This is a genomic window from Halobaculum litoreum (genome assembly GCF_030127125.1).
Taxonomy (GTDB): domain Archaea; phylum Halobacteriota; class Halobacteria; order Halobacteriales; family Haloferacaceae; genus Halobaculum; species Halobaculum litoreum.
The window spans coordinates 2,076,728-2,101,549 of the sequence record NZ_CP126156.1 but is presented as its reverse complement, the minus strand read 5'-3'; the positions used below and the strand labels follow the sequence as shown (position 1 = coordinate 2,101,549).

The following is a 24,822-nucleotide window of genomic DNA, read 5'->3' as shown; positions in this document are numbered from 1 at the left end:
GGCCGGTTCCGTCCGTCCCGCGCCGCCGGTCCCCGCCCGGCTCCCGCCACCCGGCTCCCGCCGCCCCGTTCCCGCCGCCCCGCCGTCGCCAACACCCTTTTGCCCGCCGACGGCGTTCCTCCCTCTCTATGGACGAGAAGACGGCCGAACTCCGCGACATCTTCGTCGACGCGACCGGGGGCGAGACGGTCACGGAGCGACAGGAGGAGGGGCGCGGCTCGCTGGCGGCCGAGTCGAACGCCGACGAGCGGATCGCCGAACTCGTCGGCCGGATGCGCGAGCGCTACGACTTCGCGTCCGGGCTCGACGACGACGACCTCCGCCGTGTCGTCCGCCTGTTCTTCGAGGACGCCGGCGACGCCGCCGTCGCCGCGGAGCTGGGCGTCGACGAGGCCACCGTCTTCGACGCCCGCATGGACCTCCACCTCGTGCGCGAGGCCGACCGCGACGCGCCGTTCGACCTCGGCGACCTCCGCTCGCTGGTCGTCGAGGACGTGCCGGTCGGCGAGCGCGCGGCCGAACTCGACGCAGACGAGGGGACGGTCGCCCGCTACTCGCAGGTCGTCGCCGCGGACGTGCGCTCGACGCGGGCGAACGACCGCTTCCGCGACGAGTTCGCCGAACTGCTCACCGAGTCGGACCTCAAGACCGGCCTGACGGAGGACGCCCGCGAGGACGGCCTCCGGGAGGCCGCCGAGGACATCGAGACGAACGTCTCCTTCTGAACGACCCGCCTTCGGTGCCAACACGCCGCTCGCTCGGGCTCCGCCCCCGCTCGCGGTAACAGATCCCCCTCGCTTTCGCTCCGCCGAGGCGTCGCGACCTCGCCGCGACGGCGACGTGCCGTCCCGCCGCGAACGTTCAAGTACGAACACGGGACCACGGCCGGTGTGCCCCCGGCGAAGACGACGTTCTCGGATCTCGCGACCGCGGCGTACTGTCCCCGGCAACTGTACTACGACCGCCGCGAGGACGACCGCGAGCCGCCGCCGGCGGCGACCGCGCGGATCGATCTGGCGTTCCGCTACCCGGCGCTCCGCGGGATGGACGACGCAGAATTGCGCGCGGAGCCGATCGACCGCGACCCGGCCGACTACCGGGCGGCCCTCGACCGGGTCACCGAGCGCCCGGACTGGGACGCGCTGACCGACCCCGACGGTACCCGCGTCCTGCTCGACGGGAAGGACGCCCGCGGCGTCGCGCACAAGATACTCGGCGCGACGGGCGCGGCCGCCCGCGACGACGAGGGGGAGCCGAAGGGTGATCCGCCGGTGCCGGTGCTCGTCTCGCCCGGCGCGCCGCCCGAGAGCGGGGTGTGGGAGCCGCAGTCGGTGCGCGCGGTCGCCGCGATGCACGCGCTGTCGTGGGAGGAGGGACGGCGAGTCCGCCGTGCGCTCGTCGAGTACCCCGCCCACGCCGTCGTCCGCGAGGTCCGCCTGTCGGTCAGACGCTCCGGCACCTACCGGCGGGTGCTGCGGACCGTCCGCGGGATCGACGGGCCCCCCGGCCGGCTGTCGGGCAGCGAGAAGTGTCGCGAGTGCCGCCACCGCGATCGGTGTGGGGTGCGGACGCGGAGCCTGCGGAGCCGACTGGGGCTGTGAGGCCGTCGCCGCGGTCGGCGCCTACGGCTGGGTGGCGAGCCACTCGCGGACCTCCTCGACGAGCGGCCCCGCACGGTGGATCACGCCGCGTTCGGGGTCGACGACGGTACTGCCGCGGCCGCCGGGCGTCTCGCCGCCGTCGAGGACCGCGGCGACGCCCTCGCGGATCCGCGGGTCGAGGTCCGCGACGCGGCGGACGCTCCCCGCGCCCGAGCGGTTCGCGCTGGTCGCGGTGATCGGGCCGGCGGCCGCCGCCAGCTCCCGTGCCGTCGGGTGGTCCGGGACGCGGATCCCGACGCGCGAACCGCCGTCGGTGAGTTCGGGCGGGAGCGCGTCGCCGCGGGCGACGACGACCGTCACCGGGCCGGGGAGGAACGCCCGCGCGAAGCGGGTCGCGCGGTCGCCCGCCGGCAGCAGCGACAGCGCCGTCTCCACGTCGCCGAACGCGACCGACAGCGGCTTGTCCCGGGGTCGGTCCTTCAGGTCGTACACGCGGTCGACGGCCGTCGGGGCGGTCGCGTCCGCGCCGAGGCCGTAGACGGTCTCGGTCGGGTAGACGACGAGATCTCCCGCACCGATCGCCGCGGCGGCCGCGGCGACGGCGTCGTCGTCGACGCCGGTCCGTGCGTCGTCGCCGGGTGTGTCGGAGGGCATCGGGCTCGGCTACAGCCGGTCGAGGTGGGCCTCGACCTCGTCGTAGTCCGGGAACTCCGGCCACTCCGAGGCGACCCACGCGTACTCGACGGCGTGGTCGTCGTCCAACAGGAACACCGCCGGCCGGTGCTCGCGGATCCCCGTCATGCCGTCGAGGTCCTGCACCGCGCCGTACAGGTCCCCGACCGCGGCCGACGGGTCCGAGAACAGTTCGTACTCCATCCCGCGCTCCTCGACGAAGCGCTTGTGCTCGTACGGTGTCGAGATCGAGACCCCGACGACGGTGAGGTCGTCGTCGGTGCCCCAGCCGCGGTCGCGGATCTCGTTCCACATGTACGTCGCGGGGAACGCCCCGTCCATGGTGAAGAACACGAGCGCGACCGGGCCGTCGATGTCCGACAGCGCGGCGTCGCGCCAGTACTCGTCGCCGACGAGCGGCCGGGTGAAGTCGGGCGCCTCGTCGCCGACGTCGACGTGGTCGGCCTCGGGCAGCTCGACGACGTCGAAGTCGACCATTCAGGACCCCCCCGCCGCCGCCTCGCCGTACGTGCGGTCGAGGTAGTCGACGATGTTGCCCGACTCCGACATCGTCACGCCGGTGCGCTCGTCGCGGAGCGCCGGCACCGAGCGCTTGCCCGTGAGGCGGGCCACCGCGTTCCGGTCGGAGTGCATCGGCTCGACGAACCGCGACTCGTAGTCGAGTTCGTACTGATCGAGCTTCCGCACGACCCGCTCGCAGTACGGACACGCCTGCAGCCGGTACAGTGTGATCTCGGGATCGGTCATGGGCGCGCCTACGGACGGCTGTCGTGTAATGGCTTCGCCCCCGGCACCGACCGCCGACCGCCCCCGCGCGGGTCGCCGGAGGGGCAGACGGCGGGCCGCCCCGCGGATGTCGGCCGGCCGCGAGGACAACGCTTAATCCCCGGGCAAGGCTAGCTTCCGTATCACATGGGTTTGTCGCCGGTACACGCTCTCGTAGTCTCGCCCGCGCAACTCGGCGGGCTCACGAACGCGGTGCCGATCACGGATACCACCGTCGCGATCGGCGGTGCGATCGCCATCGTCATCCTCATCGCGCTCTCCGGCTTCTTCTCCTCGTCGGAGATCGCGATGTTCTCGCTGGCCAGCCACCGGGTCGACCACCTCGTCGAACAGGGACGCCGCGGCGCCGAGGCGGTCGCGGAGCTGAAGTCCGATCCACACCGCCTGCTCGTCACGATCCTCGTCGGCAACAACCTCGTCAACATCGCGATGTCGTCGATCGCGACGGCGCTGGTCGGCATCTACGTCGACAGCGCCGGGACCGCGGTCCTGATCTCCACGTTCGGGATCACTTCGCTGGTGTTGCTGTTCGGCGAGTCCGCCCCCAAGAGCTACGCCGTCGAGAACACCGAGTCGTGGGCGCTGCGGATCGCCCGCCCGCTGAAGTTCTCCGAGTACGTCCTCCTCCCGCTGGTCGTCACCTTCGACTACCTCACGCGCCTCGTGAACAAGGTCACCGGCGGCCGGTCCGCCATCGAGACCTCCTACGTCACCCGCGACGAGATCCAGAACATGATCCAGACGGGCGAGCGCGAGGGCGTCATCGAGGAGGAGGAGCGCGAGATGCTCGACCGCATCTTCCGCTTCAACAAGACCATCGCCAAGGAGGTGATGACGCCCCGTCTCGACGTCACCGCCGTCCCGAAGGACGCCTCCATCGACGAGGCGATCGAGACGTGCGTGCAGGCCGACCACGAGCGCGTCCCCGTGTACGAGGGGAACCTCGACAACATCATCGGCGTCGTGAACATCCGCGATCTGGTCCGCGCGCGCTACTACGGCGAGGGCGAGTCGGCGCTCGCGAGCGTCGTCCAGCCGACGCTGCACGTCCCCGAGTCGAAGAACGCCGACGAGCTCCTCGAGGAGATGCAGGAGACCCGGATGCAGATGGTCGTCGTCATCGACGAGTTCGGGACGACCGAGGGGATCCTCACGCTGGAGGACATGGTCGAGGAGATCGTCGGCGAGATCCTCGAGGGCGACGAGGAGGAGCCGTTCGAGTTCGTCGACGACAACACGGTGCTCGTGCGCGGCGAGGTGAACATCGACGAGGTGAACGAGGTGCTGGAGATCGAACTCCCCGAGGGACAGGAGTTCGAGACGCTCGCCGGCTTCGTGTTCAACATGGCCGGCCGCCTCGTCGAGGAGGGCGAAGAGATCGAGTACGAGGGCGTGAAGATCCGCATCGAGGAGGTCGACAACACGCGGATCATGCGTGCCCGGGTGACCGTCACCGACGCGTACTTCGAGGGCGACGGCGAGGAGTCCGAGGCGGGGGCGGAAGCCGAGAACTGAGTCCGAACGCCGCGTTCCCCGGCTGTCGGTCGTGGTCGGTCCCGCGGACTACGGCTTCGGGGCCGGGGCCGGGACCGGGCGTACCGACACGTCCCCGTCCGAGTCGACGGTCACGACCGTGTCGAGGTACTCGAACGTCACCGTCCCGGTCGTGTCCCCGAACAGCCCGTCCAGGGCCTCGGAGTCGATGACATCGTACAGCGGGCGTTCCAACGCCGTCGGTTCGATACCCTTCTCGTCGGCGACCGCGCTCACGATCGCCGCTACCATCGTCGGTTGAGAGTTTCGACACATAGTGATACGGTGGATACAGTGGCCGGTCGGCGCGGGACCCGTGGGGGCCGCCCGTCCTGTCGCCCGACCACACATCTTGTGCAACTCCTGCAATGCTTTTGTCCGTAATAACGCCTTTGGGCTGCGCGGACCCTGATAGCTATCTGGCCGTAATCCGAAACGGGCAGCTCTCAACGGTGAATTTCGAACACGGCGTGTGGGCGCTCGGACCGGCGGCCCCGGTCGTGACGGCGTGAGATTGCTGACACTTCACAAGATCGCATCGACGACGCTGAACGCGCCGTAGCCGACGCCGAGCGCGAGCGCGAGCGACCCGACCCACGCGAGGACGGTGTACACCATCTTCCGCGTGCTGACGCCGGCGCCGCCGGCGGCGTACCCCGACCCGATGATCGCCGAGACGATGATCTCGTTGAACGAGACGGGGATGCCGAACGCGACGGCGGTCTGGGCGATGGCGAAACTGGGGATGAGCGCGGCGATGGAGCGGCGCGGCCCCAGCGAGGAGTAGTCCTGCGCGAGCGCCTTGATCATCCGCGGCGCGCCGGTCCACGAGCCGGCGAGCAGGCCGAGCCCCCCGCCGACGAGCACGGCGATCAGCGGGATCTGGACGCTCGCGCCGTCGCCGCCGAGGAGGGGCACGAGCGGCCCGATGGCGAGGCCGACCTGCGACCCGCCGGCGGAGAAGGCGACGAGCCCCCCGAGCGCGAGCAGGAACCGGCGCTGGCCGCGCGCCTCGTCGATCCGCATGTCCCGGTACAGCGCGAGCGCGACGAGGACCGCGACGACGACCGTGACGAGCAGGCGTCCGGAGTCGACGCCGTCGACGACCGGCGCGGGCACCCGGAGCGCGGCCACCCCGGCCAGCGAGCGCTGGACGCCCGGCGGGCCGAGGACGGTGAACCCGATGTTGGCGACGATGGCGGCGACGAGGCCGGCGAGCGTGGGGACGGCGACGCGCTCGGCGACGCGCTCGGAGCGGAGCAAGCGTGCGGTCGCGTACGCGATGGAGCCGCCGACGAACGGGACCGCGACCCACAGCGCCACGATCTCGCGGTACTTCGCCCACGCGGGGTCGCCGCCGAGCGCCAGCCCGACGCCGACGACCGCGCCGGTGACGGTGAACGCGGTCGCGATGGGGTAGCCCGCGAACACGCCGATGGCGACGAGGATCGCGGCGGTGAGCAGGCCGACGATGGCGGCGGCGGCGGTGATCGTCACCCCGTCGATGAGCGAGGTGCCGACGGCCTCCGTGACGTTCGCGCCCTGGAGGACGGCGCCGAGGAAGCCGAGCACGCCGACGACCAGCCCGGCGCGCATCACCGAGATGGCGTTGGCGCCGACGGCGGGGGCGAAGGGGGTGGAGCCGGAGGAGCCGGCGCCGATCGCCCACGCCATGAACAGCGAGGCGAGCGCGGCGACGAGAAGGGTGGCGAGGGTGCCGGCGGCGACCATACTGTGACGGCAGTCGACGGGCGGCCGTAAGTGGGTGTCGGGTTCGGCGGGCCGTTCCGTCGCCGCGACTCAGGTCACTTCCGTCCCTCGTCGTACCCCTGTGCGACGTTGACGACGATCCTCCGGAGGTACAGGTAGCCGCCGAACACCAGCGCCAGCAGCACGACGAGGATCGCGGTCAGGCCGGGGTTCGCCGCGACCGCCGCGACCAGCGTGTCGACTACGCTCATGCCCGCGGATGCGACAGTCGGGGGAATAGGCGTTTCGACCGTCGACGCGGACGCCGGCGCCGGCGCCCAGCCGGCTCAGGCTTCCGCCTCGGCGCCGCCGTCGCCACCGTCGCGGACGCGCCGGCAGTAGGCGGTGAAGTTGTCGAACAGCGTCTTCGCCTCGCAGGCGGCGTCGTAGCGCTCGGGCGAGATGTCCGCCAGCACCGCGTCCACCTTCGCGTCGCCGATGCGCTCGCGCTTCCCCTCGGTCACCTCGCGCGCGGTCTCGACGTCGTACTCGGGGTGGAACTGCACCCCCCAGGTGTGGCCCTTCCGGAACGCGTGGACGCCGAACTCGTTCTCCGCGAGCAGTTCCGCGCCGGGCGGGAGGTCGACCACCGCGTCGCCGTGGGTGGTGAACACGGTGAACTCCTCGCCGACGCCGGCGAACAGTTCGTCGTCACCGCGGTGCCGGACCCGGTTGTAGCCGATCTCGAAGTCGTCCATGCCGCCGACGCGCCCGCCCAGCGCCTCCGCCAGCACCTGGTGGCCGTAGCAGACGCCGAGGATCGGGAGGCCCCGCTCGGCGGCCTCGGCGGTCCACTCGATCAGCGGCGGGATCCACGCCTCGTCCCAGTAGACGGAGGAGCGCGAGCCGGTGATCACGACGCCGTCGAAGTCGAAGTGCTCGGGCAACTGCTGTGCGTTCGCGTCGAACTCCACGAGGTCGGCGTCGAGCTCCCGCCGGAAGTTCCGGGCGGTGTTCGCGCCGTCGTGGGCCGCGTTGAGCAGCGCGAGGCGAAGCCGTGTCATTGCCGGAGGGACGGCGCTGTGGGGGAAAGGGCTTGCGTCACCGCCGACGTTCGCCGGCGACGCCGACGCCGCGAGCGACGCCGCCGGCGCCGACGCGGGTCACGCTCCGTCGAAGAAACCGAGCACGCGGTCGTTCACCTCGCGGCTCGCCGCCACGTTCGCGAGGTGGCCCGCGCCGTCGACGCGGACGAACGACCCGCGCGGGAGCGCCTCGGCCAGCTCCTCGCCTTTCGTGGGCGGGCACACCGTGTCGGCGCCGCCGTGGAGCACGAGCGCCTCGTTCGACACCTCGTACAGGCGGTCGGCGACGTCGAAGCCGCGGACCGCCGCCCGCTGTGCCTCCCACGCGTCGCGACCGGCGTCCTCGGCGGCGCGCCACTCGAGCACCCGCGAGACGGCGTCGGGCTGGCGGTCGACGAAGTCGTCGCCGACGGCGGCCCGCAGCGACGAGCCCAGCGCCTCGGGGTCGCCGGGGTCGGCCCACAGCGGGTCGGGGTTCAGCCCGCCGCCGTACGCCGCGGTGCCGACGAGCGCGAGCTTCCGGAGCCGCGAGGAGTGGAGCGCGGCGTGGAGCGCGACCATCCCGCCGAGGCCGACGCCGACGGCGTGGGCCGAGCGAACCCCGGCGTCGGCGAGCACGGCGTCGAGGTCGGCGGCCAACTGCCCGACGGTGTACGGCCCGGGCGGGGCGTCGGAGTCGCCGGTACCGCGGGTCGCCGGCACGACGACGCGGTACGGCCCGGCGACCGCCGCGTGCTGCCACCCCCACTGCCACGGGCCGTAGCCGACCTCGCCGCAGCAGACGACCGCGTCCACGTCGCGGTCGTCGTCGCCCTCGCCGTCCACCTCGTAGTACAGCTCCACGTCCCCGTTCGATGCGTACGGCACGGCCGGGCGTTCGCCGCCGCGGGCCCTCAATCCCGGGGGTCGGCAGCGAGGATCGCCGACCGCTCGATATTTCCCCCGGCGCGCGGACACTCGCGTATGATCGACTTCCGTTCGGACACCGTCACGCGACCGAGCGACGCGATGCGCGACGCCGCGCGCGACGCCGCCGTCGGCGACGACGTGTACGAGGACGACCCCACCGTCAACGAGTTGGAGGCGCGCGCGGCCGACCTCGCCGGCTTCGAGGACGCGCTCTACGTCCCCTCGGGGACGATGGGCAACCAGATCGCGATCCGCACCCACACCGACCGCGGGCAGGAACTGCTGTGCGACGAGCAGGCCCACGTGTACAAGTGGGAGCTGGGCGGCATCCCGCAGCTGTCGCAGGTACAGCCGCGCATCCTCGACTGCGGCGAGCGCGGCGTCCCCACCGCCGAGCAGGTGCGCGACGGCTACGTCGCCGAGGACCTCCACCGCCCCGGCACGGGCCTGCTGTGTCTGGAGAACACCCACAACTCCCGCGGCGGCGTCGCCGTCCCGAAGGCGCACGTCGACGAGGCCGCGGCGGCCGCCCACGACCTCGACGTGCCGGTCCACCTCGACGGCGCCCGGTTCCTCAACGCCTGCGTCGCGCTCGACACCGAGCCGAGCGAGCTGACAGAACACGTCGACTCGGTGATGTTCTGCCTCTCGAAGGGGTTGGGCGCCCCGGTCGGCTCGGTGCTCGCGGGCGACGCCGCGTTCGTCGAGCGCGCCCGCCGGATCCGGAAGCTGTTCGGCGGCGCGATGCGACAGGTCGGGCTGATCGCCGCGCCCGGCCTGCTCGCGCTGGAGAACGTCGACCGTCTCGCGGACGACCACGCCAACGCCGCCCGGCTCGCCGCGGGGCTGAACGAGATCGAGGGGCTGTCGGCGCCCGAGCCGGACACGAACATCGTGATGGTGGACAGCGAGGCCGCCGGCCTCACCGGCGAGGAGCTGTCCGCGGCGTGTAAGGACGCGGGCGTGACGTTCCACGCCTTCGGCGAGCACACCTGCCGGCTGTGCACCCACCTCGACGTCGACGCGGCCGACGTCGACGAGGCGCTCGACCGCATCGCCGCGGTCGTCGCCGACGCCTGAGTCGGTCCGTCGCCGACCCCGGTCCTCGGATTCCGATCCTCGCGCCCCGGTCCTCGCGCCGTTTTATCACCGTCCGCCGCGTACCGCCGGGTATGACCGACTCCGCGTCCGCCGTCGACCGCGACGGCCCGCTCTCCGGGCTCGACGACCGTCTCGACGGGCTCGTCGGCCTCGTCGTGCTCGTCGTGCTCGTCAACGTCGTCGGCGGCGTCCCGGCCGTCCTCGGCGGTCCGGGCTCCGCGTGGTTCGAGGCGCTCGTCAAGCCCGCCATCTACCCGCCGTCGTGGCTGTTCGGCGTCGTCTGGACGACGCTGTTCACGCTGACGGGCGCGGCCGTCTGGCTGCTCGTCCGCGCGGGCGCCTCCCGCGAGCGCCGGCTCGCGCTCGCGGCGTTCGTCGTCCAGTTCGCGTTCAACGTCGCGTGGACGCCGACGTTCTTCACGTTCCAGCGGATCGACCTCGCGTTGGGGATCATCGTCGTCCTCGCGGCGCTGGTCGCGGGCACCGTCGCCGCGTTCGCCCGCGTCGACCGCCGGGCGGCGGCGCTGCTGGTGCCGTATCTCGCGTGGGTGTGTTTCGCCGCCGTGTTGAACTACCGGTTCCTCGTGGTGAACTGAGGCGCCCCGGGCGCTACGCCGACGCCGTCTCGAACCGGAACCGCGCCCCGCCGTTCTCGCCGTCCTCCAGCGTCACCGACCAGCCGTGCGCCTCGGCGATGCGGCGGACGATGGCGAGCCCGAACCCCGTGCCGTCGTCGGCCGTCGAGACGCCGGCCTCGAACACGTCCTCGCGGCGCGCCGGCGGCACGCCGGGGCCGTCGTCGGCGACGACGAAGCCGCCGTCGGTCGGTTCGACGCGGACGGTGACCCCGTCGCCCGCGTGCTCGATGGCGTTGCGGAACAGGTTCTCGAACAGTTCACAGAGCCGTTCGGGGTCGGCGTCGACCGTGCCGTCGGCGACCGACAGCGTCGCGTCGGCGGTGTCGACGATCCGCCACGCGCGCCGGGCGGTCTCGGCGATGCCGACCGGCTCGGCGTCGCCGACGACGCGCCCCTCGCGGGCGAGCCGCAGCAGGTCGTCGATGAGCGTCCGCATCCGCTCGACGGCGTCGGCGACGGTCGCGAGGTGTTCCTCCTCGCCCGTCTCGCGCGCGAGGTCGAGGTACCCCTCGGCGATCGAGAGGGGGTTGCGGAGGTCGTGGGAGACGACGCTCGCGAACTCGTCGAGGCGCTCGTTCTGTCGCCGGAGCGCCCGCTCGCGCTCGCGGCGCTCGGTGATGTCCGAGTAGATGGCGTAGCCGCCGAGGTTCTCGGCGCCCAACTCCAGCGGCACGACGTACATGAGGAAGTCGCGGACGCCGTCGGCGGTCTCGCGGCGGCACTCCCGGCGGAGGCTCTCCCCGCTGCGCAGCCGGTCGTTCAGCTCCGCGGCCTCGCGTTCGGCGTCCGCGGGGACGATGTAGTCGTCGACCGGCTCGCCGACCATCTCCTCGCCGTAGCCGAACGTCTCGGTGAACGCGGAGTTGATCGCGCGGGCCACCGGCTCGCCGTCGACCAACTCGAAGGAGACCGCCGCGTCCGGGACGTTCTCGAACAGCGCCGACAGGCGGTCGCGCTCGGCCCGCAGGTCCGCCTCGGTGCGGATCCGTTCCAGCGAGACGGCGACGTGGGACATCAGCAGCTCCGCGTTGTTGAGGTCGTCGCGGTCGAACGCGCCCGGCTCGGTGGCGACCGCCTGGAACACGCCGAGGTCGCCGATCGGCACGGACAGCCCCGAGCGGTACTCCGGGCGGACGGGCGCGGCGTCGGCTGCCTCCGTCACGTCGTCGACGAGCGCCGACTCGCCGCTGGTGTACGTCCGGCCGGCCACCCCCTCGTCGAGGTCCATCGGGCGGGAGCTGTCGGGGGGACTGTCGGCCGAGTCCGCCGCCGGGACGAGTTTGTCCCCCCGCCGGAGGGTGATCGTGGACTTGTCGAACGACAGCACGTCGCTGGCGGCGCGCACCGCGCGATCCAGCAGTTCGCCCTCGTCGTCGGCGGCGGCGACCTCGGCGGCGGCGTCGTGGAGCTGTTCGGTGATCCGTCGCGCCTCGCGGAGCGCGGCCTCCGAGCGGATCCGCTCGCGGGTCGCCGTCGCGTACGAGACGAGCAGCTCCGCGAACTCGAGGTCGCGCTCGTCGAACGCGCCGGTCCCGTCGGTCACCGCCTGGAACACCGCGTCGCCCGCGAACGGGACGGAGATGAGCGAGCGCGACTCGCCGTCGTGGGACTCGGCGCGCCCGTCGTCGACGATGTCGTCGGACAGCACCGACTCCCCCTCGGCGTGGCTGTGCTCCAGCGCGCCGAACCCCCGATCGAACGTCGCCGGGAGCGCCGGGTCGGTCGTCGCCCGCCGCTCGAACCGCTCGGGGGTCGCGGTGTAGACGCACGACCGGTCGAACGCGAGCACCCGCTGTGCGATCTCGACGGTGAGATCGAACAGCTCGCCCTCGCTGTCGGCGTCGACGAGCCGCGGGGCGGCCTCGTGCAGCTCCGTCATCACCCGCTCGCGCCGCGTCAGGTCCGCCTCCGCCCGGAGGCGCTCGTACGCCTGCCCGACGTGGGTCGCCAACAGCTCCGCCAGCTCGCGGTCCGTCTCGTCGAACGCGTGCGGGAGCCGCGAGACGGCCTGAAAGACGGCGTCGCCGCCGAACGGCACCGAGATGCCGGACCCCGACTGGTCGTCGTCGGCCGTCTCGTGGTCCTCCACGTCGTCGACGTGGATCGTCTCGCCCCGCCGCACGGCGCGGCCGCCGATCGACTCGTCGGCCGGCACCCGCTCGTGGAGCCAGTCGACGTCGGCCGAGCGCGCCCGCGCGACCATCACGTCGCCCTCCTTGACGACCACCGAGCAGTGGTCGAACGACAGCACGCGCTCGGCGACCTCGACGGCCCGCTCGAACAGTTCGGCCACGCTCTCGGCGCCGGCGATGCGGGCGGTGCCGGCGTGCAGTTCCGTCACGCGGCGCCGTGCCGCGCGCAGTTGGCGTCGCGTCTCCCCGCTGCGGGCGTGGGCGATCTCGTCGGCGAGCCGGCGCGCCGGGCTGCCGGCGGCCACGTAGCCGTCGACGAACGCGTCGCTCGGCTCCTCGTCGGCGTACGCCACGACCGGGATCCGCGTCGCCGCGAGCGCCTCGCGGACGGCGTCCGGGAACGCGGGGGCGCCGACGAGGACGACCGCCTCCGGGCGGCGGCTCCCCTCCAGCCGGTCGCGCACCTCCGCCGGTCCGGTCACGTCGGTCGCCACCCCCTCGACGGACTCGCGGAGCGCCCCCGCGAGCCCGTCCGGAACCGCCACCCCGTCCTCGGCGACGACGAGCACGAGGTGTGACGGCTCCGCCAGAGAATCCGCCATTGGTTACGGGCAGTTGGTGTATCCTAATTTAAGAGTAACGGCGATCCGGACGCGGCCCGGAACCCTTTTGCGCGGCGACGGGGCACAACGTGGTAATGAGCGACCTTACTGCGGAGTACCGCCTCGACTACTTCGAGGAGGAGGGGTTCTCCCGGAAGGAGTGTCCGTCGTGCGGCGCGCACTTCTGGACGCGCGACGACGAGCGCGAGCTGTGCGGCGAGCCGCCCTGCGAGGACTACTCGTTCATCGGCGAGCCCGGGTTCGACGAGCCGTACACGCTCGAGGAGATGCGCGAGGCGTTCCTCTCGTACTTCGAGGCCCACGACCACGAGCGGATCGCGCCGTACCCGGTCGCGGCGAACCGGTGGCGCGACGACGTGCTGTTGACGCAGGCGTCCATCTACGACTTCCAGCCGCTCGTGACCTCGGGGGAGACGCCGCCGCCGGCGAACCCCCTGACGATCAGCCAGCCGTGCATCCGGATGCAGGACATCGACAACGTGGGCAAGACCGGCCGCCACACGATGGCGTTCGAGATGATGGCCCACCACGCGTTCAACGCCAAAGAGGAGGTCGGCGACACGTACGCCTACTCCGGGGAGGTGTACTGGAAGGACGAGACCGTCCGGCTGTGTGACGGGCTGTTCGAGGAACTGGGGGCGAACCTCGACGAGATCACCTACATCGAGGACCCGTGGGTCGGCGGCGGCAACGCCGGGCCCGCCATCGAGGTCATCTACAAGGGCGCCGAGCTGGCGACGCTCGTGTTCATGTCGCTGGAGCAGGACCCCGACGGCGAGTACGAGCTGAAGGACGGCAACACGTACTCCGAGATGGACACGTACATCGTGGACACGGGGTACGGGCTGGAGCGGTGGACCTGGATGAGCCAGGGCACCCCGACCGTGTACGAGGCCGTCTACCCCGAGATGATCGGGTTCCTCAAGCAGAACGCCGGGATCGACCTCACCGACGAGGAGGAGGAGCTCGTCCGGCGCGCGTCCACGCTCGCGGGCCACCTCGACATCGACGAGGCCGAGGACATCGAGGCCGCCCGCGACAACATCGCCGACAAGCTCGGCGTCGACACCGACGAGCTGACGACGCTGCTGGAGCCGCTGGAGAGCATCTACGCCATCGCCGACCACTGCCGCACGCTCGCGTACATGTTCGGCGACGAGATCGTGCCGTCGAACGTCGGGACGGGCTACCTCGCGCGGATGGTGCTGCGGCGGACGAAGCGGCTCGTCGACGAGGTCGGCGTGGACGCCCCGCTCGACGAGTTGGTCGACATGCAGGCCGAGCGCCTCGGCTACCACAACCGCGACACGATCCGGGACATGGTGCGCACCGAGGTGGAGAAGTACCGCGAGACGCTCGAACGCGGCGGCCGCAAGGTCGAGTCGCTGGCCGACGAGTACGCCGGCACCGGCGACCCGATCCCCGTCGAGGACCTGATCGAGCTGTACGACTCCCACGGCATCCAGCCGGACATGGTCGAGGAGATCGCCGCCGAGCGCGGCGCCGAGGTCGCGGTGCCCGACGACTTCTACGGGCTGGTCGCCTCCCGGCACGACTCCGCGCAGGCGTTCGACCGCGACGACGCGGCCGACGACCGCCTCGCGGAGCTCCCGGAGACCGAGCGCCTCTACTACGACGACCAGGAGCGCACGGAGTTCGAGGCGGTCGTCCTCGACGTGTTCGAGCGCGAGGACGGCTACGACGTCGTGCTCGACCAGACGATGTTCTACCCCGAGGGCGGGGGCCAGCCCGCCGACCGCGGCACGCTGTCGACGGCCGACGCCACCGTCGAGGTGACCGACGTCCAGCTGTCGGGCGACGTGGTGCTCCACCGCACCGACGAGGACCCCGGGAAAGGCGAGTTCGTCCGCGGCCAGATCGACGCCGACCGCCGCGGGCGGCTGATGCGCCACCACACCGCCACCCACATCGTCGGCTTCGCCGCCCGACAGGTGCTCGGCGACCACGTCCGGCAGGCGGGCGCCCAGAAGGGCATCCAGTCGTCGCGCCTCGACGTGGCCCACTACGACCGCGTCTCCCGCGACCAGGTGAAAGAGATCGAGCGCGTCGCCAACGACCTCGTCCGCCGCAACCTCCCGGTGCGACAGGAGTGGCCCGACCGCCACGAGGCCGAGTCCGAGCACGGCTTCGACCTGTACCAGGGCGGGATCCCGCCGGGCGAGCAGATCCGCCTGATCCGCGTCGGCGACGACGTGCAGGCGTGCGGCGGCACCCACGTCGCCCGGACCGGCGACATCGGGACGATCAAGCTCCTGAAGGCCGAGCCCGTGCAGGACGGCGTCGAACGGCTCGTGTTCGCCGCCGGCGAGGCGGCGATCGACGCCACCCACCGCACCGAGGACGCGCTGTACGACGCGGCGGACGTGCTCTCCGTGGACCCGCAGGAGGTCCCCGAGACGGCCGAGCGCTTCTTCGTCGAGTGGAAGGAGCGCGGCAAGACGATCGACCGCCTGAAGGAGGAACTCGCGGAGCTTCGCGCCGCCGCGGACGGCGAGGAGGTCGAGATCGGCGACGCCGTCGCGGTCGTCCAGCGGATGGACGCCGACAGCGACGAACTGCGCGCCACCGCCAACGCCCACGTCGAGGACGGCCGCATCGCCGTGCTCGGCTCCGGCGCGGGCGGGGCGGCCACCTTCGTCGTCGGCGTCCCCGACGGCGTCGGCATCAACGCCGGCGAGGTCGTCGGCGGCTTCGCGGGTCGCGTCGGCGGCGGCGGCGGCGGCCCGCCGGACTTCGCGCAGGGCGGCGGTCCCGAGGTGGGTGCGCTCGACGACGCGCTCGACGCCGCGGCGGACGTGCTCCGGCAGAAGCTGGAGGCGTGAGCCGGTGACGCTCGTCGACGCGCTCCCGTACCCGATGGCGGCGGCGGAGGTGCGCGGGCTCACCGAGTCCGACCGGATCGTCGAGGCCCACCACGAGGTGATCGCCAAGCGGTCGGGCACCGAGGTGGTGCCGGCGATGCTGATCACGACCGAGACGAAGTCGTTCGCGGTGGTCGAGGACCGCGAGGCCGAGCGCTACCGCGTGCTCGACGCGGGCGACCGCGACGACCGCGACGACGTGTACGCGACGCTGCGCGAGTGGGCGACCGAGCAGGGGTACGGCGGACCGTAGCGCCCGCCGTCCGCGACCGAACCGTCTTTGTCCCGACGCCGTCCCGGTAGCGGCGTGTCCGACGACCCCGACGGCGGCGACGACCCCTCGATTCGCGAGTACGACAAACTCGTCCGCGACCGGATCCCCGAGACGATCCGCGCGACCGACGAGACGCCCGTCACCCGGCGCGTCGACGGCGAGGAACTGCAGCGGTACCTCCTCGACAAACTCGTCGAGGAGGCGACGGAAGCGCGCGACGCCGGCAGCGACCCGGCGGAGTCGGTCGACGCGGAACTCGCGGACCTCGCGGCGGTGCTGGACACGCTGGTGGAGCGACGTGGTCGCGACCGGGTGGCGCGACTGCGCCGCGAGAAGCGGGGCGAACGAGGCGAGTTCGACGACGGCGTGGTGCTGGAGCGAGTCCGAGAAGACGGCTGAGAAGCCGTCCCCGCCCGGCGACCGAAACCCCTACTCGGCAGCGCGGCAAGCGCCGCACATGGACCCACGCATCCGCGAGCACGCCGAGACCATCGTCGAGCACTCCATCGACCTCGAGGCGGGCGACAACCTCGTCATCCACCTCCCCGCGGAGGCCGAGGACCTGGCCGTCGCGCTCCACGAGTACGCCGGCGACATCGGCGCCAACCCCGTCTACCTCAACAACTCCACCCGCGCCGACCGCGCGTACCTCCGCGCCCGCGAGGAGGACTTCGAGCTGCCCGAGCACAAGCTGGCGCTGTTCGAGGAGACGGACGCGTTCGTCATCGCCCGCGGCGGCGGCAACGTCTCGGAGAAGGTCGACGTCGACCCCGGGACGACCGCCGACTACAACCGCGCGACCCGCCCCGTCCAGCAGGAGCGCCTCTCGAAGACGTGGTGTCTCACCCAGTTCCCCACGGAGGGCCGCGCGCAGTTGGCAGGGATGAGCACCGAGGAGTACGAGAACTTCGTGTACGACGCCGTCAGCCTCGACTGGGAGGCGCAAGCGGAGTTCCAACAGGAGATGGTCGACCGCCTGAACGACGCCGAGGAGGTGCGGATCCGGTCGGGCGAGGAGACGGACGTGACGATGTCCATCGCGGGCAACTCCGCGCTCAACGACGACGGGAAGGCGAACCTCCCCGGCGGCGAGGTGTTCACCGCGCCGGTCAAGGACAGCGTGGACGGCACCGTCCACTTCGACCTCCCGCTGTACCGGCAGGGCCGCGAGATCGAGGACGTGCGCCTCACGTTCGAGGACGGCCGCGTCACCGAGTTCTCCGCCGGGCGCAACGAGGACGTGCTGGAGGGCGTGTTCGACACCGACGAGAACGCCCGCTACCTCGGCGAACTCGGGATCGGGATGAACCGCGCCATCGACCGGTTCACCTACAACATGCTGTTCGACGAGAAGATGGGCGACACCGTCCACATGGCCGTCGGCGCCGCCTACCCCGAGACGGTCGGGGAGGGGAACGAGGTGAACGAGTCCGCCGAACACGTCGACATGATCGTCGACATGAGCGAGGACTCCGTCATCGAACTGGACGGCGAGGTCGTGCAGGAGGACGGGACGTTCGTGTTCGAGGATCGCGAGGCACGAACGGAGTGAGCGCCTCGACAGTACGGCGGCGAGGTCCGGAGGGCCGAGCCGCCCACGACGACCACGAGGCGTGAGCCGACCGGAGTGAGGCGAGCGCCTCGAACCGAGCGGGGAGCGAAGCGACCCGCGAGGCGAGCGCGGCCGGGCGAGCGACGGACCGAAACGACGGACCGGGACCTTGCCGGGCGCGTGGCGCGCACGACCGCTCGGCCCGACACGCCGTCGATCGTCGTCGCTCGTCGTCGACTCGTTCCAGTCGAAACCCGGGGGACGACTCGCCACACGACCCGATCGGTACTGTGTGGAACTGTCACATTCCCCGCCGATGGCGGGGTCCTCGGCCCCGCTCCCGGCCGGTCGGGAACCCTCACGGAAGTGCGTGTACTAAGGTGTTTCTCTCCACCCCCCGGTCCGGGGATTTATGTCGGTGTGGTCGTCGGTCCCATACGTGCCCAAGGTGAACTGTCCCGACTGCGGCCGTCACATCGGCATGCACGAACTCGAGGCGAAGACGACGGCGCAGTCCGGCGGCTTCTCGACCCGGTACCGTTGTCCGTTCTGTCGGACGGACATGGAAGACGTCACCGAGTTCATGGTCTGACTCGACGAGTCGGCTCCCCGTTCCGCCCGGCCTCGCCGCGGGTTACTCCTGGATGTCGAGGTCGAACTGCGCGTTCTCCACGACGGTGTTGAGCACGACCGACGTGTTCGTCTCGCGGATGTCCTGGTCGGCGAGCAGTCCCTTGATCCCCTCGTTCATCTCGTCGGTGTCGTGGAACTTCCCGATCGCGATGACGTCGTAGTCGCCGGTCACCTCGTACACCGAGGTCATCTGCTTTTGCTCCCGGAGGCGGTCGACGATCTCCGGGAGGGCGCTCCCCTCCACCTTCAACTGGACGATCGCGGTGACGTCGTAGCCGAGGCGGTCGTAGTTCACCCGCGGGGTGTACCCCTCGATGACCCCCTCGTCCTCGAGGTCGCGGAGGTGGTTCGAGACGGTCGTCACCGACACGTCGAGGTCCTCGCCCAGCGAGCGGAGGCTGGCGCGGCCGTTACCGAGCAGCGCGTTGACGAGTCTGGCGTCGAGATTTTCGTACGTCATTACACTCGACCACGTCCCCCGGGGTTTAGAATTTGACGGACGTCCAATCACGGCCCCCGCGAGGGGAAATTGCACCGACCGCCAACGTCTATATACACGGAGTGTGACTACCACAACGTCCACAACATGACGGACGGAAACACCAAACCCGACGGCGGGCTGAGCGCGGTGGAGCAGGACGTCCTCGACGAGATCGAGGAGAAGGGGATCGACTTCCTCCGTCTGCAGTTCACCGACATCCTCGGCACGGTGAAGAACGTCTCCGTCCCGGCCACGCAGGCCGAGAAGGCGTTCACCGAGGGTATCTACTTCGACGGCTCCTCCATCGACGGCTTCGTGCGCATCCAGGAGTCGGACATGCGGCTCAAACCCGACCCCGAGACGTTCGCGGTGCTCCCGTGGCGGACCCGCGAGGAGGGCGCCGGCGGCGCCGCACGTCTCATCTGTGACGTCTACGACACGTCGACGGGCGAGCCGTTCGAGGGCGACCCGCGCCGCGTCCTGAAGGACGCGCTCGACCGTGCCGCCGACATGGGCTTCGAGGTGAACGCAGCGCCCGAACCCGAGTTCTTCCTGTTCGAACACGACGAGGAGGGTCGCGCGACGACGAAGACGAACGACGCCGGCGGCTACTTCGACCTCGCGCCGAAGGACCTCGCGTCCGACGTGCGCCGCGACATCATCTACGGCCTCGAGGATATGGGCTTCGAGATCGAGGCGTCCCACCACGAGGTCGCCGAGGGCCAACACGAGATCAACTTCGAGTACGACGACGCCCTCGCGACGGCCGACAACGTCGGCACCTTCCGCACGGTCGTGCGCGCGATCGCCGCCCAGCACGACCTCCACGCGACGTTCATGCCGAAGCCGATCCCGCGGATCAACGGCTCGGGCATGCACACCCACATCTCGCTGTTCACCGAGGACGGGGAGAACGCCTTCCACGACGAGGACGACGAGTTCAACCTCTCGGAGACGGCCAAGCAGTTCACCGCCGGCATCCTCGAGCACGCGCCCGCCATCGCGGCCGTGAGCAACCCGACGGTGAACAGCTACAAGCGGCTCGTCCCCGGCTACGAGGCGCCCGTGTACGTCGCGTGGTCCGACCGCAACCGCTCGGCGCTCATCCGCAAGCCGGCCGCGCGCGTGCCGGACGCCTCGCGCATCGAGGCGCGCTTCCCCGACCCGTCGTGTAACCCGTACCTCGCGTTCGCGGCGCTCGTCCACGCCGGGCTCGACGGCATCGAGAAGGAACTGGAGTGCGACGACCCCGTCCGCGAGAACATCTACGAGTTCGACGAGGCCAAGCGCGAGGAGTACGGCATCGAGACGCTGCCGTCGAACCTCGGCGCCGCCATCGCGGAGCTGGAGGAGGACGAGCTCGTGAAGAACGCGCTCGGCGACCACGTCGCCGAGAAGTTCATCGAGGCGAAGAAGGCCGAGTACGACGAGTACCGGATCGACGTCTCCCAGTGGGAGCTCGACCAGTACCTCGAGACGTTCTGAGCGTCGGCCCACACCCACGACCACCCGTTCTTTCGGCGGCTCGCGTCCCCAGCGGCGGCGCCGTCGTCCCCGACCGTCCGGCACGACGCCCGCGCTCGCCGTCCGTCGCCGGCTATCGCGACTCCTCGCCGTCGTCGGCGACGGGCTCGGCCTCGGTGATGAGGTCGCCGACGGACGCCGACTCCGACTCGCCGCCGCCGTCGTCGCGTCCCCGCGTCGCGCGCGCCCGAGCGACGAGCGTGGGCCACGCGACGATCACCGCCACGCCGACGAACGACAGCGGGAGCACCGCGAGCAGTCGGAACGGCGTCGTGTCGGGGACGACGCCGAACACGTACGGGAGGCCGACGGAGGCGATCCCGTAGGCGGACCCGAACAGGACGCCGATCACGCCGAGCCCGACGACGGTGTCGACGCGGCCGACGGGCGCCGTCTCGGTGCCGCGCACGCGCCAGACGGCGTAGCCGCCGAGGCCGCCCCCGAGCGCGATCCCCGCCTCCAGCACCTCCGCCCCGTGGCCGCCGGCGGCCGCGAGGACGACGGCGCCGAGGCCCAGTCCGGCGGCGAAGAAGAACGCGCGGTCCGGCCGGGGTCGGAACCCCGACCGGGCGACCCGCTGGAACGCCACGAGGCCCGCGACCCCGACGGCGACGCCGGCGACCACGTCGACGAGGTAGTGGACGCCGAGGACGACGCGGGTGAGCGCGACGACGGCGATCAGCACGCCGGCCACGCGGAGTCGGGTGCGTCGGTCCCACACGTCGAGGAACGTCGCGAGCCCGCCGTACACCATCGTCGCGCCGATGGCGTGCCCGGAGGGGAACGAGAAGCCGTCGCCGGTGGCGGCGCCCGCGTAGACGTCGGCGGCGACGGCGGGGATCCAGAGGGGCACGGCCGCCTCCCCGGCGCCGGGCGGGCGCCCGAGCGCGAACAGGCTCTTGAGGCCGACGGTGATCGCGAGCGCGCCGAGGCCGACGGCGATCAGCGTGGCGCCGACGCTGCGCGGGTTGGCCGCCAGCCGGCGGTCGCCGAGCCAGTAGAGGAGCCCGAGCCCGAGGTAGAGGAACCACGCGTCGCCCAGCTGCGTGAGGAGGACGGCGACGACGACGAGCCACTCGGGGAGCGCGAGCGCGGGACCGGTGATCAGGCCGTGGTCGGACACGACGCCACCTCAGCGACGGTCCCGGACGGCGTCGAGCGCCTTCCAGGGGACCTCGACGACGTTCAGCCCGACGCCGACGAGCACGAACAGCGTGTACAGGCCGAGCGTCGAGAGGAACAACACGATCATCGCGCCGATGGCGAACCAGTCGTCGAGCCACCGGAACGCCCCGAGGACCATCACCGTGCCGTACAGGAGGACGAGGTACGGTCCCCAGCCGCGGGCGTGCCCGCGGCGCAGCCGCTTGCGCACGTACCGCTTCAGCTCCGCCTCGAGCGCGGGCTTCTTCACCGTGCGGTCGTCGATGGCGTCGAGGTCCGCCCGGAGCTCGGCGACGCGCTCGTCCAACTCGCCGATGTCGGGCGCGGGTCGGCCGTCGTCCTCGCGCTCGGCGTCCGCCCCGGCGTCCGCGGTGTCGCCGCTCATTCGTCACTCCGCACGCGCGTCCGTCCCTTTACGTTGCCGGTCTTCCACGTCGCGGGCGCCCGGATCGGCCGCGCGACCGCCCTCGTGGCGGTGGCGCCCCGCGAGTACGGCGTTGATCACCGCCCCCACCAACACCAGCGTCGCGCCGAAGTAGAGGAACGTCACGAGGAGCAACACCGCCCCGAGGACGCCGTACAGCGCCGCCTGCCCGCCGCCGCGGGCGTTCTGGAACTCGACGTACGCCTGGAAGGCGGCCTGGAGGACGGCCCAGCCGACGCCGGCGAACACGGCGCCCGGGAGCGCCTCGCGCAGCGTCACGTCCACGCTCGGGAACACGTAGTACATCGGGAGGAACGCGACCGTCAACAGCGCCGGGAGCGCGAGGAGCCCGGCGACCGCCGCGACCGGCCCGACGCCGACGGCGGCGACGACGCTGCCCAACACCACCATCGCCACGAGGCCGCCGCCGACGCTGGCGGCGACGACGAGCGCGTCGCGCAGCTGGTCGAGGAGCCCCTCCGTCTCGACGCCGCCGTACACCTGCGTGAACGCGATGTCGAGGCCGCGCAACACCTTGAGCGCGCCCCACAGCGTCAGCGGCAGGCTGATCAGCGTCACCGACCCCTGTCCGGCGCTCCCGAGGAGGGCGTCGACGAGCACCTGCTGGCCGGTCTCGGTCAACACGCCCGCGCTCGCCTCGATGACGGCGGCCGCGAGCCGTTCGCCGCCGACCGTCACCGCGATCACGAGCGCGAGCACGGCGGCCGGCAGCAGCGAGACGAACGCGTAGTAGGCGACGCTGGCCGCGAGGAACGTCACGTTCCGGTCGGCGGTCAGCGACGCCACCGCGCGCGCGAGGTCGACCGCCCGCGCCGCGGCGCCGCCGTTCGGGGGACCGTCAGTAGCCACACGTGACGGTTCACGCGAGCGCGAGAAAAGCGCACGGGTGCGTTTCCCCCGACGGGAGCGTCGCCGGCGGTCCCTCCGGGGCGCCGGGCCCGGTCGGCTCGGGCTCGACCGGCTCAGGCCCGGCCGGCGAGGACCGCGTTCGTCGCCGCCCCCACGAGCACGAGGAGGTTCGCGGCGTAGAACCACGTCACGAGCACGACCAGCCCGCCGATGGCGCCGTAGATGCCGATCCGGCCGGCGCCGCCGGCGAAGCGGGCCACCACCGCCCCGGTGAGCGTCCACCCGGCGGCGGCGACGACCGTCCCGGGCACGACCTCGGTACGGGTCACCTCGGCGGCCGGGAGCGCGTAGAACAGCGGGAACAGCGCGACCGCCGACAGCGCGAACACCGTCGCGGGGACGGCGACGCGCACCAGCGACTCGTTGGCGTACAGCGAGAGGGCGCCGCCGGCGACGACGACGGCGGCGACGCCGAGCGCGCCGACGCCGAAGGCGAACAGGGTGTCCCGCAGCCGGCTGAGGATCCCCCGCTCGTCCCCGCGGTACACCGCCGCGAACGCGCGGTCGAGGCCGCGGAACAGCTGGACCACCGAGAAGCACACGAGCAGTCCCGCGACGACGGCGATCCCCCGTCGATCGGCGACGTCGCCGAGCGAGCCGCGCAGGAACGTCCGTCCCCGCTCGGTCAGGAGGTCGCCGCCGGCGGCGACCGCGCCCGCCGCGACCGGCCGGCCGCCGACGGCGGCGACGAGCGCGACGGCCAACACGGCGACCGGCAGCACGGCGACGATGCTGTAGTACGCGAGGCTCCCGGCGACGAACGTGGCGTCGGCACGGCGAAGGGCCCGCGCGACGGCGACGACCGTCGCCGCCGCCCCGACGGGCGCCGTCCGGTCGTCCGCCGTGTCGCGGGAGTCGCCGGACACACCAACCGTGTTGCCGGCGAAGGGACAAGAAGCCGGCGGTCGCGCCCCGGCGCCCGTTCCCGCTCGCCCACACTCGACCCCGCCCGACCCCCGGCGGCGGCGAGCGCGGCGTCGTCAGCCGAGGTCGGCGGTGACGTCGCGCATCTCGGCGACGGTCGCGTCGGTCTTGAACGCGGTGCCGGAGTAGTGGGCGCGGGCGGCCGCGAAGCCGGCGTCGCGCAGCGCCGCGACGAACTCCTCCATCCCGATGGCGGGGCGGCTCCACTGCTTGTACAGGCGGTGTTGGTCGTAGTGGGTCGGGCGGTCCGGCTCGCCGGCGACGGTGTCGAGCAGTTTCCGGGCGCGTTTCGCCTCGCCCATGTCGTCGGTGACCGCGTCCGAGACGCGCTCGACGAACGACGGCTCGGCGACGGGGCCCAGCCAGATCGGGCCGGCGGTGACGACCCGCCGCGACCCGCAGTCGGGGCACACCTCCGGCGCGTCGGGGAGCCGGCCGAACTCGTGGTCGCGTTCGAGGCAGTCCTGGCAGTGGTGGACGAACCCCAGTTCCTCCAGCGCGGCGTTCGCCTCCGTCGCGTTCGCCTCCAGTTCGAGGTACGTCCGGGCGTAGTGGCGCGAGACGTGCGAGCAGACCGGGACGGCGGCCTTGTCGCGGCTGGCCGCCCGGCGCACGAGCGCGCCGATCAGCACGCGCAGGCCCATCTCCGGGTGGTACTCGGTGTTGCGCGGGACCGTGTCGTAGCGGCGGACGCCGGACTCGAAGTGGGCGCCACACAGCGGCGCGGTGTCGGTCGCCGTGACGCACAGGAGGTTCCGGGTGCCCGCGACCGCCGCGTCGACGAACGGCATCGGCGAGCCGTACGGGTCGACGTCGACGACGTCGAAGAAGCCCTCGTGGAGCAGCGCGTTCGCGTCGCGCTGGACGGCCTCGCCGCCGTACTCGGCGAGGTTGCGGGCGGCGAGCGCGACCGCCTCGGCGTCGACGCGGCGGCGGTCGCGTCGTACCCCTCGGCGGCCGCCCGCGCGGCGCGGACGCCGGAGGCGGCCATCGCGTCGAGGTACGTCTCCGCGCGCGGCTCGCGCTCGGCGTACGCCCGGAGGACGGCGACGGTGACGTCGCGGTTCAACTCCATCTCCGGGTTGTAGAACACCTCGTCGGCGCGCCCCTCGCTCGCGCCGTCGCGCGCGCCCTCCACCTTGACGGTGACGCCGCCCTCCGTGACCTCCATTTGCTCGTGGTGTGCCGCCCGCGCGGTTAACCCCCGTGGAATCGAGCGCCGCCCGCCGGCCGGCGCGACCCCG

23 protein-coding genes and 2 pseudogenes are annotated in these 24,822 nt (G+C 72.1%); 11 read left to right on the top strand and 14 right to left on the bottom strand.

Annotated elements, in window-relative coordinates; genetic code table 11:
• The first annotated feature begins 128 nt into the window (after positions 1–128).
• Both P0R35_RS11480 and P0R35_RS11475 read left to right on the top strand, forming a co-directional pair.
• On the top strand, positions 129–725 hold the full coding sequence (locus P0R35_RS11480; protein WP_284012595.1) for a conditioned medium-induced protein 4: 597 nt from the start codon (positions 129–131) through the stop codon (positions 723–725).
• A 165-nt stretch (positions 726–890) separates the two neighbouring features.
• Positions 891–1,601, top strand: coding sequence for a CRISPR-associated protein Cas4 (locus P0R35_RS11475; RefSeq protein WP_284012594.1), 711 nt, complete (start codon positions 891–893; stop codon positions 1,599–1,601).
• 21 nt (positions 1,602–1,622) lie between these two features.
• Here P0R35_RS11475 and P0R35_RS11470 read toward each other — a convergent pair whose 3' ends face one another.
• Genes P0R35_RS11470 through P0R35_RS11460 form a run of 3 tightly spaced genes read right to left on the bottom strand, consistent with a single transcriptional unit; the run spans position 1,623 to position 3,041 of the window.
• Positions 1,623–2,255 (bottom strand): L-threonylcarbamoyladenylate synthase, encoded by a 633-nt coding sequence (locus P0R35_RS11470; protein WP_284012593.1) that lies wholly within the window; start codon positions 2,253–2,255, stop codon positions 1,623–1,625.
• 9 nt (positions 2,256–2,264) lie between these two features.
• On the bottom strand, positions 2,265–2,771 hold the full coding sequence (locus tag P0R35_RS11465; protein WP_284012592.1) for a redoxin domain-containing protein: 507 nt from the start codon (positions 2,769–2,771) through the stop codon (positions 2,265–2,267).
• The gene (locus P0R35_RS11460) at positions 2,772–3,041 is read right to left on the bottom strand and encodes a glutaredoxin family protein (protein ID WP_284012590.1); all 270 of its coding nucleotides are present in this window, start codon (positions 3,039–3,041) and stop codon (positions 2,772–2,774) included.
• A 165-nt stretch (positions 3,042–3,206) separates the two neighbouring features.
• On the opposite strand from P0R35_RS11460, the gene P0R35_RS11455 reads away from it, so the two are divergent.
• Complete coding sequence (locus P0R35_RS11455; RefSeq protein WP_284012589.1) at positions 3,207–4,595, top strand: hemolysin family protein; 1,389 nt, start codon at positions 3,207–3,209, stop codon at positions 4,593–4,595.
• Between the two features lie 48 nt (positions 4,596–4,643).
• Here P0R35_RS11455 and P0R35_RS11450 read toward each other — a convergent pair whose 3' ends face one another.
• The 5 genes from P0R35_RS11450 to P0R35_RS11430 form a co-directional block, all read right to left on the bottom strand.
• Positions 4,644–4,865, bottom strand: coding sequence for a HalOD1 output domain-containing protein (locus P0R35_RS11450; protein ID WP_284012588.1), 222 nt, complete (start codon positions 4,863–4,865; stop codon positions 4,644–4,646).
• A 273-nt stretch (positions 4,866–5,138) separates the two neighbouring features.
• Positions 5,139–6,344, bottom strand: a complete 1,206-nt coding sequence (locus tag P0R35_RS11445) for an inorganic phosphate transporter (protein WP_284012587.1) — start codon at positions 6,342–6,344, stop codon at positions 5,139–5,141.
• 74 nt (positions 6,345–6,418) lie between these two features.
• Positions 6,419–6,574 (bottom strand): DUF7859 family protein, encoded by a 156-nt coding sequence (locus tag P0R35_RS11440; RefSeq protein ID WP_284012586.1) that lies wholly within the window; start codon positions 6,572–6,574, stop codon positions 6,419–6,421.
• Between the two features lie 75 nt (positions 6,575–6,649).
• The gene (locus tag P0R35_RS11435) at positions 6,650–7,366 is read right to left on the bottom strand and encodes a type 1 glutamine amidotransferase (protein WP_284012585.1); all 717 of its coding nucleotides are present in this window, start codon (positions 7,364–7,366) and stop codon (positions 6,650–6,652) included.
• 99 nt (positions 7,367–7,465) lie between these two features.
• Entirely contained in the window at positions 7,466–8,254 is a 789-nt protein-coding gene (locus tag P0R35_RS11430) for an alpha/beta fold hydrolase (RefSeq protein ID WP_284012584.1), read from the bottom strand.
• A gap of 96 nt (positions 8,255–8,350) precedes the next feature.
• Here P0R35_RS11430 and P0R35_RS11425 point away from each other — a divergent pair, with 96 nt between their 5' ends.
• On the top strand, positions 8,351–9,376 hold the full coding sequence (locus tag P0R35_RS11425) for a threonine aldolase family protein (RefSeq protein ID WP_284012583.1): 1,026 nt from the start codon (positions 8,351–8,353) through the stop codon (positions 9,374–9,376).
• Between the two features lie 92 nt (positions 9,377–9,468).
• Positions 9,469–9,993 (top strand): TspO/MBR family protein, encoded by a 525-nt coding sequence (locus P0R35_RS11420; RefSeq protein ID WP_284012582.1) that lies wholly within the window; start codon positions 9,469–9,471, stop codon positions 9,991–9,993.
• A 13-nt stretch (positions 9,994–10,006) separates the two neighbouring features.
• Here P0R35_RS11420 and P0R35_RS11415 read toward each other — a convergent pair whose 3' ends face one another.
• Positions 10,007–12,769 (bottom strand): GAF domain-containing protein, encoded by a 2,763-nt coding sequence (locus P0R35_RS11415; RefSeq protein WP_284012581.1) that lies wholly within the window; start codon positions 12,767–12,769, stop codon positions 10,007–10,009.
• Positions 12,770–12,864: 95 nt separating this feature from the next.
• Here P0R35_RS11415 and alaS point away from each other — a divergent pair, with 95 nt between their 5' ends.
• The 5 genes from alaS to P0R35_RS11390 all read left to right on the top strand — a co-directional run bounded on the left by alaS (position 12,865) and on the right by P0R35_RS11390 (position 18,090).
• Positions 12,865–15,633 (top strand): alanine--tRNA ligase, encoded by a 2,769-nt coding sequence (alaS, locus tag P0R35_RS11410; RefSeq protein WP_284012580.1) that lies wholly within the window; start codon positions 12,865–12,867, stop codon positions 15,631–15,633.
• Positions 15,634–15,637: 4 nt separating this feature from the next.
• Positions 15,638–15,925: a DUF7964 domain-containing protein gene (locus tag P0R35_RS11405; RefSeq protein WP_284012579.1), complete on the top strand. Its 288-nt coding sequence runs from the start codon at positions 15,638–15,640 to the stop codon at positions 15,923–15,925.
• Positions 15,926–15,979: 54 nt separating this feature from the next.
• Positions 15,980–16,345: a nucleoside triphosphate pyrophosphohydrolase gene (locus P0R35_RS11400; RefSeq protein WP_284012578.1), complete on the top strand. Its 366-nt coding sequence runs from the start codon at positions 15,980–15,982 to the stop codon at positions 16,343–16,345.
• Between the two features lie 58 nt (positions 16,346–16,403).
• A complete protein-coding gene (locus tag P0R35_RS11395) occupies positions 16,404–17,498 on the top strand; it encodes an aminopeptidase (RefSeq protein ID WP_284012577.1) in 1,095 nt (364 codons plus the stop codon).
• 439 nt (positions 17,499–17,937) lie between these two features.
• Positions 17,938–18,090: a hypothetical protein gene (locus P0R35_RS11390; RefSeq protein ID WP_284012576.1), complete on the top strand. Its 153-nt coding sequence runs from the start codon at positions 17,938–17,940 to the stop codon at positions 18,088–18,090.
• Positions 18,091–18,132: 42 nt separating this feature from the next.
• Here the strand turns inward: P0R35_RS11390 and lrp are convergent, their stop codons facing one another.
• Complete coding sequence (gene lrp, locus P0R35_RS11385; RefSeq protein ID WP_284012575.1) at positions 18,133–18,591, bottom strand: HTH-type transcriptional regulator Lrp; 459 nt, start codon at positions 18,589–18,591, stop codon at positions 18,133–18,135.
• A 126-nt stretch (positions 18,592–18,717) separates the two neighbouring features.
• Here lrp and glnA point away from each other — a divergent pair, with 126 nt between their 5' ends.
• Positions 18,718–20,097 (top strand): type I glutamate--ammonia ligase, encoded by a 1,380-nt coding sequence (gene glnA, locus P0R35_RS11380; RefSeq protein WP_284012574.1) that lies wholly within the window; start codon positions 18,718–18,720, stop codon positions 20,095–20,097.
• A 112-nt stretch (positions 20,098–20,209) separates the two neighbouring features.
• On the opposite strand, the gene P0R35_RS11375 is transcribed toward glnA, so the two are convergent.
• The 4 genes and pseudogenes from P0R35_RS11375 to P0R35_RS11360 all read right to left on the bottom strand — a co-directional run bounded on the left by P0R35_RS11375 (position 20,210) and on the right by P0R35_RS11360 (position 24,749).
• Entirely contained in the window at positions 20,210–21,259 is a 1,050-nt protein-coding gene (locus P0R35_RS11375; RefSeq protein ID WP_284012573.1) for a phosphatase PAP2 family protein, read from the bottom strand.
• 9 nt (positions 21,260–21,268) lie between these two features.
• Positions 21,269–22,594, bottom strand: a pseudogene (locus tag P0R35_RS16295) (YihY/virulence factor BrkB family protein).
• A 113-nt stretch (positions 22,595–22,707) separates the two neighbouring features.
• Positions 22,708–23,520, bottom strand: coding sequence for a YihY/virulence factor BrkB family protein (locus tag P0R35_RS11365; protein ID WP_284012572.1), 813 nt, complete (start codon positions 23,518–23,520; stop codon positions 22,708–22,710).
• Between the two features lie 114 nt (positions 23,521–23,634).
• A pseudogene (locus P0R35_RS11360) lies at positions 23,635–24,749 on the bottom strand (tRNA (guanine(26)-N(2))-dimethyltransferase).
• Positions 24,750–24,822: the final 73 nt, after the last annotated feature.

What these genes read in the sequence shown, in the direction of transcription:
- P0R35_RS11465 (WP_284012592.1), bottom strand. Translation starts at nt 2,771, where the DNA reads ATGGTCGACTTCGACGTCGTCGAGCTGCCCGAGGCCGACCACGTCGAC.
- P0R35_RS11480 (WP_284012595.1), top strand. Translation starts at nt 129, where the DNA reads ATGGACGAGAAGACGGCCGAACTCCGCGACATCTTCGTCGACGCGACC.
- P0R35_RS11455 (WP_284012589.1), top strand. Translation starts at nt 3,207, where the DNA reads ATGGGTTTGTCGCCGGTACACGCTCTCGTAGTCTCGCCCGCGCAACTC.
- glnA (WP_284012574.1), top strand. Translation starts at nt 18,718, where the DNA reads ATGACGGACGGAAACACCAAACCCGACGGCGGGCTGAGCGCGGTGGAG.
- lrp (WP_284012575.1), bottom strand. Translation starts at nt 18,591, where the DNA reads ATGACGTACGAAAATCTCGACGCCAGACTCGTCAACGCGCTGCTCGGT.
- P0R35_RS11395 (WP_284012577.1), top strand. Translation starts at nt 16,404, where the DNA reads ATGGACCCACGCATCCGCGAGCACGCCGAGACCATCGTCGAGCACTCC.
- P0R35_RS11470 (WP_284012593.1), bottom strand. Translation starts at nt 2,255, where the DNA reads ATGCCCTCCGACACACCCGGCGACGACGCACGGACCGGCGTCGACGAC.
- P0R35_RS11445 (WP_284012587.1), bottom strand. Translation starts at nt 6,344, where the DNA reads ATGGTCGCCGCCGGCACCCTCGCCACCCTTCTCGTCGCCGCGCTCGCC.
- P0R35_RS11415 (WP_284012581.1), bottom strand. Translation starts at nt 12,769, where the DNA reads ATGGCGGATTCTCTGGCGGAGCCGTCACACCTCGTGCTCGTCGTCGCC.
- P0R35_RS11420 (WP_284012582.1), top strand. Translation starts at nt 9,469, where the DNA reads ATGACCGACTCCGCGTCCGCCGTCGACCGCGACGGCCCGCTCTCCGGG.
- P0R35_RS11435 (WP_284012585.1), bottom strand. Translation starts at nt 7,366, where the DNA reads ATGACACGGCTTCGCCTCGCGCTGCTCAACGCGGCCCACGACGGCGCG.
- P0R35_RS11440 (WP_284012586.1), bottom strand. Translation starts at nt 6,574, where the DNA reads ATGAGCGTAGTCGACACGCTGGTCGCGGCGGTCGCGGCGAACCCCGGC.
- P0R35_RS11425 (WP_284012583.1), top strand. Translation starts at nt 8,351, where the DNA reads ATGATCGACTTCCGTTCGGACACCGTCACGCGACCGAGCGACGCGATG.
- alaS (WP_284012580.1), top strand. Translation starts at nt 12,865, where the DNA reads ATGAGCGACCTTACTGCGGAGTACCGCCTCGACTACTTCGAGGAGGAG.
- P0R35_RS11450 (WP_284012588.1), bottom strand. Translation starts at nt 4,865, where the DNA reads ATGGTAGCGGCGATCGTGAGCGCGGTCGCCGACGAGAAGGGTATCGAA.
- P0R35_RS11460 (WP_284012590.1), bottom strand. Translation starts at nt 3,041, where the DNA reads ATGACCGATCCCGAGATCACACTGTACCGGCTGCAGGCGTGTCCGTAC.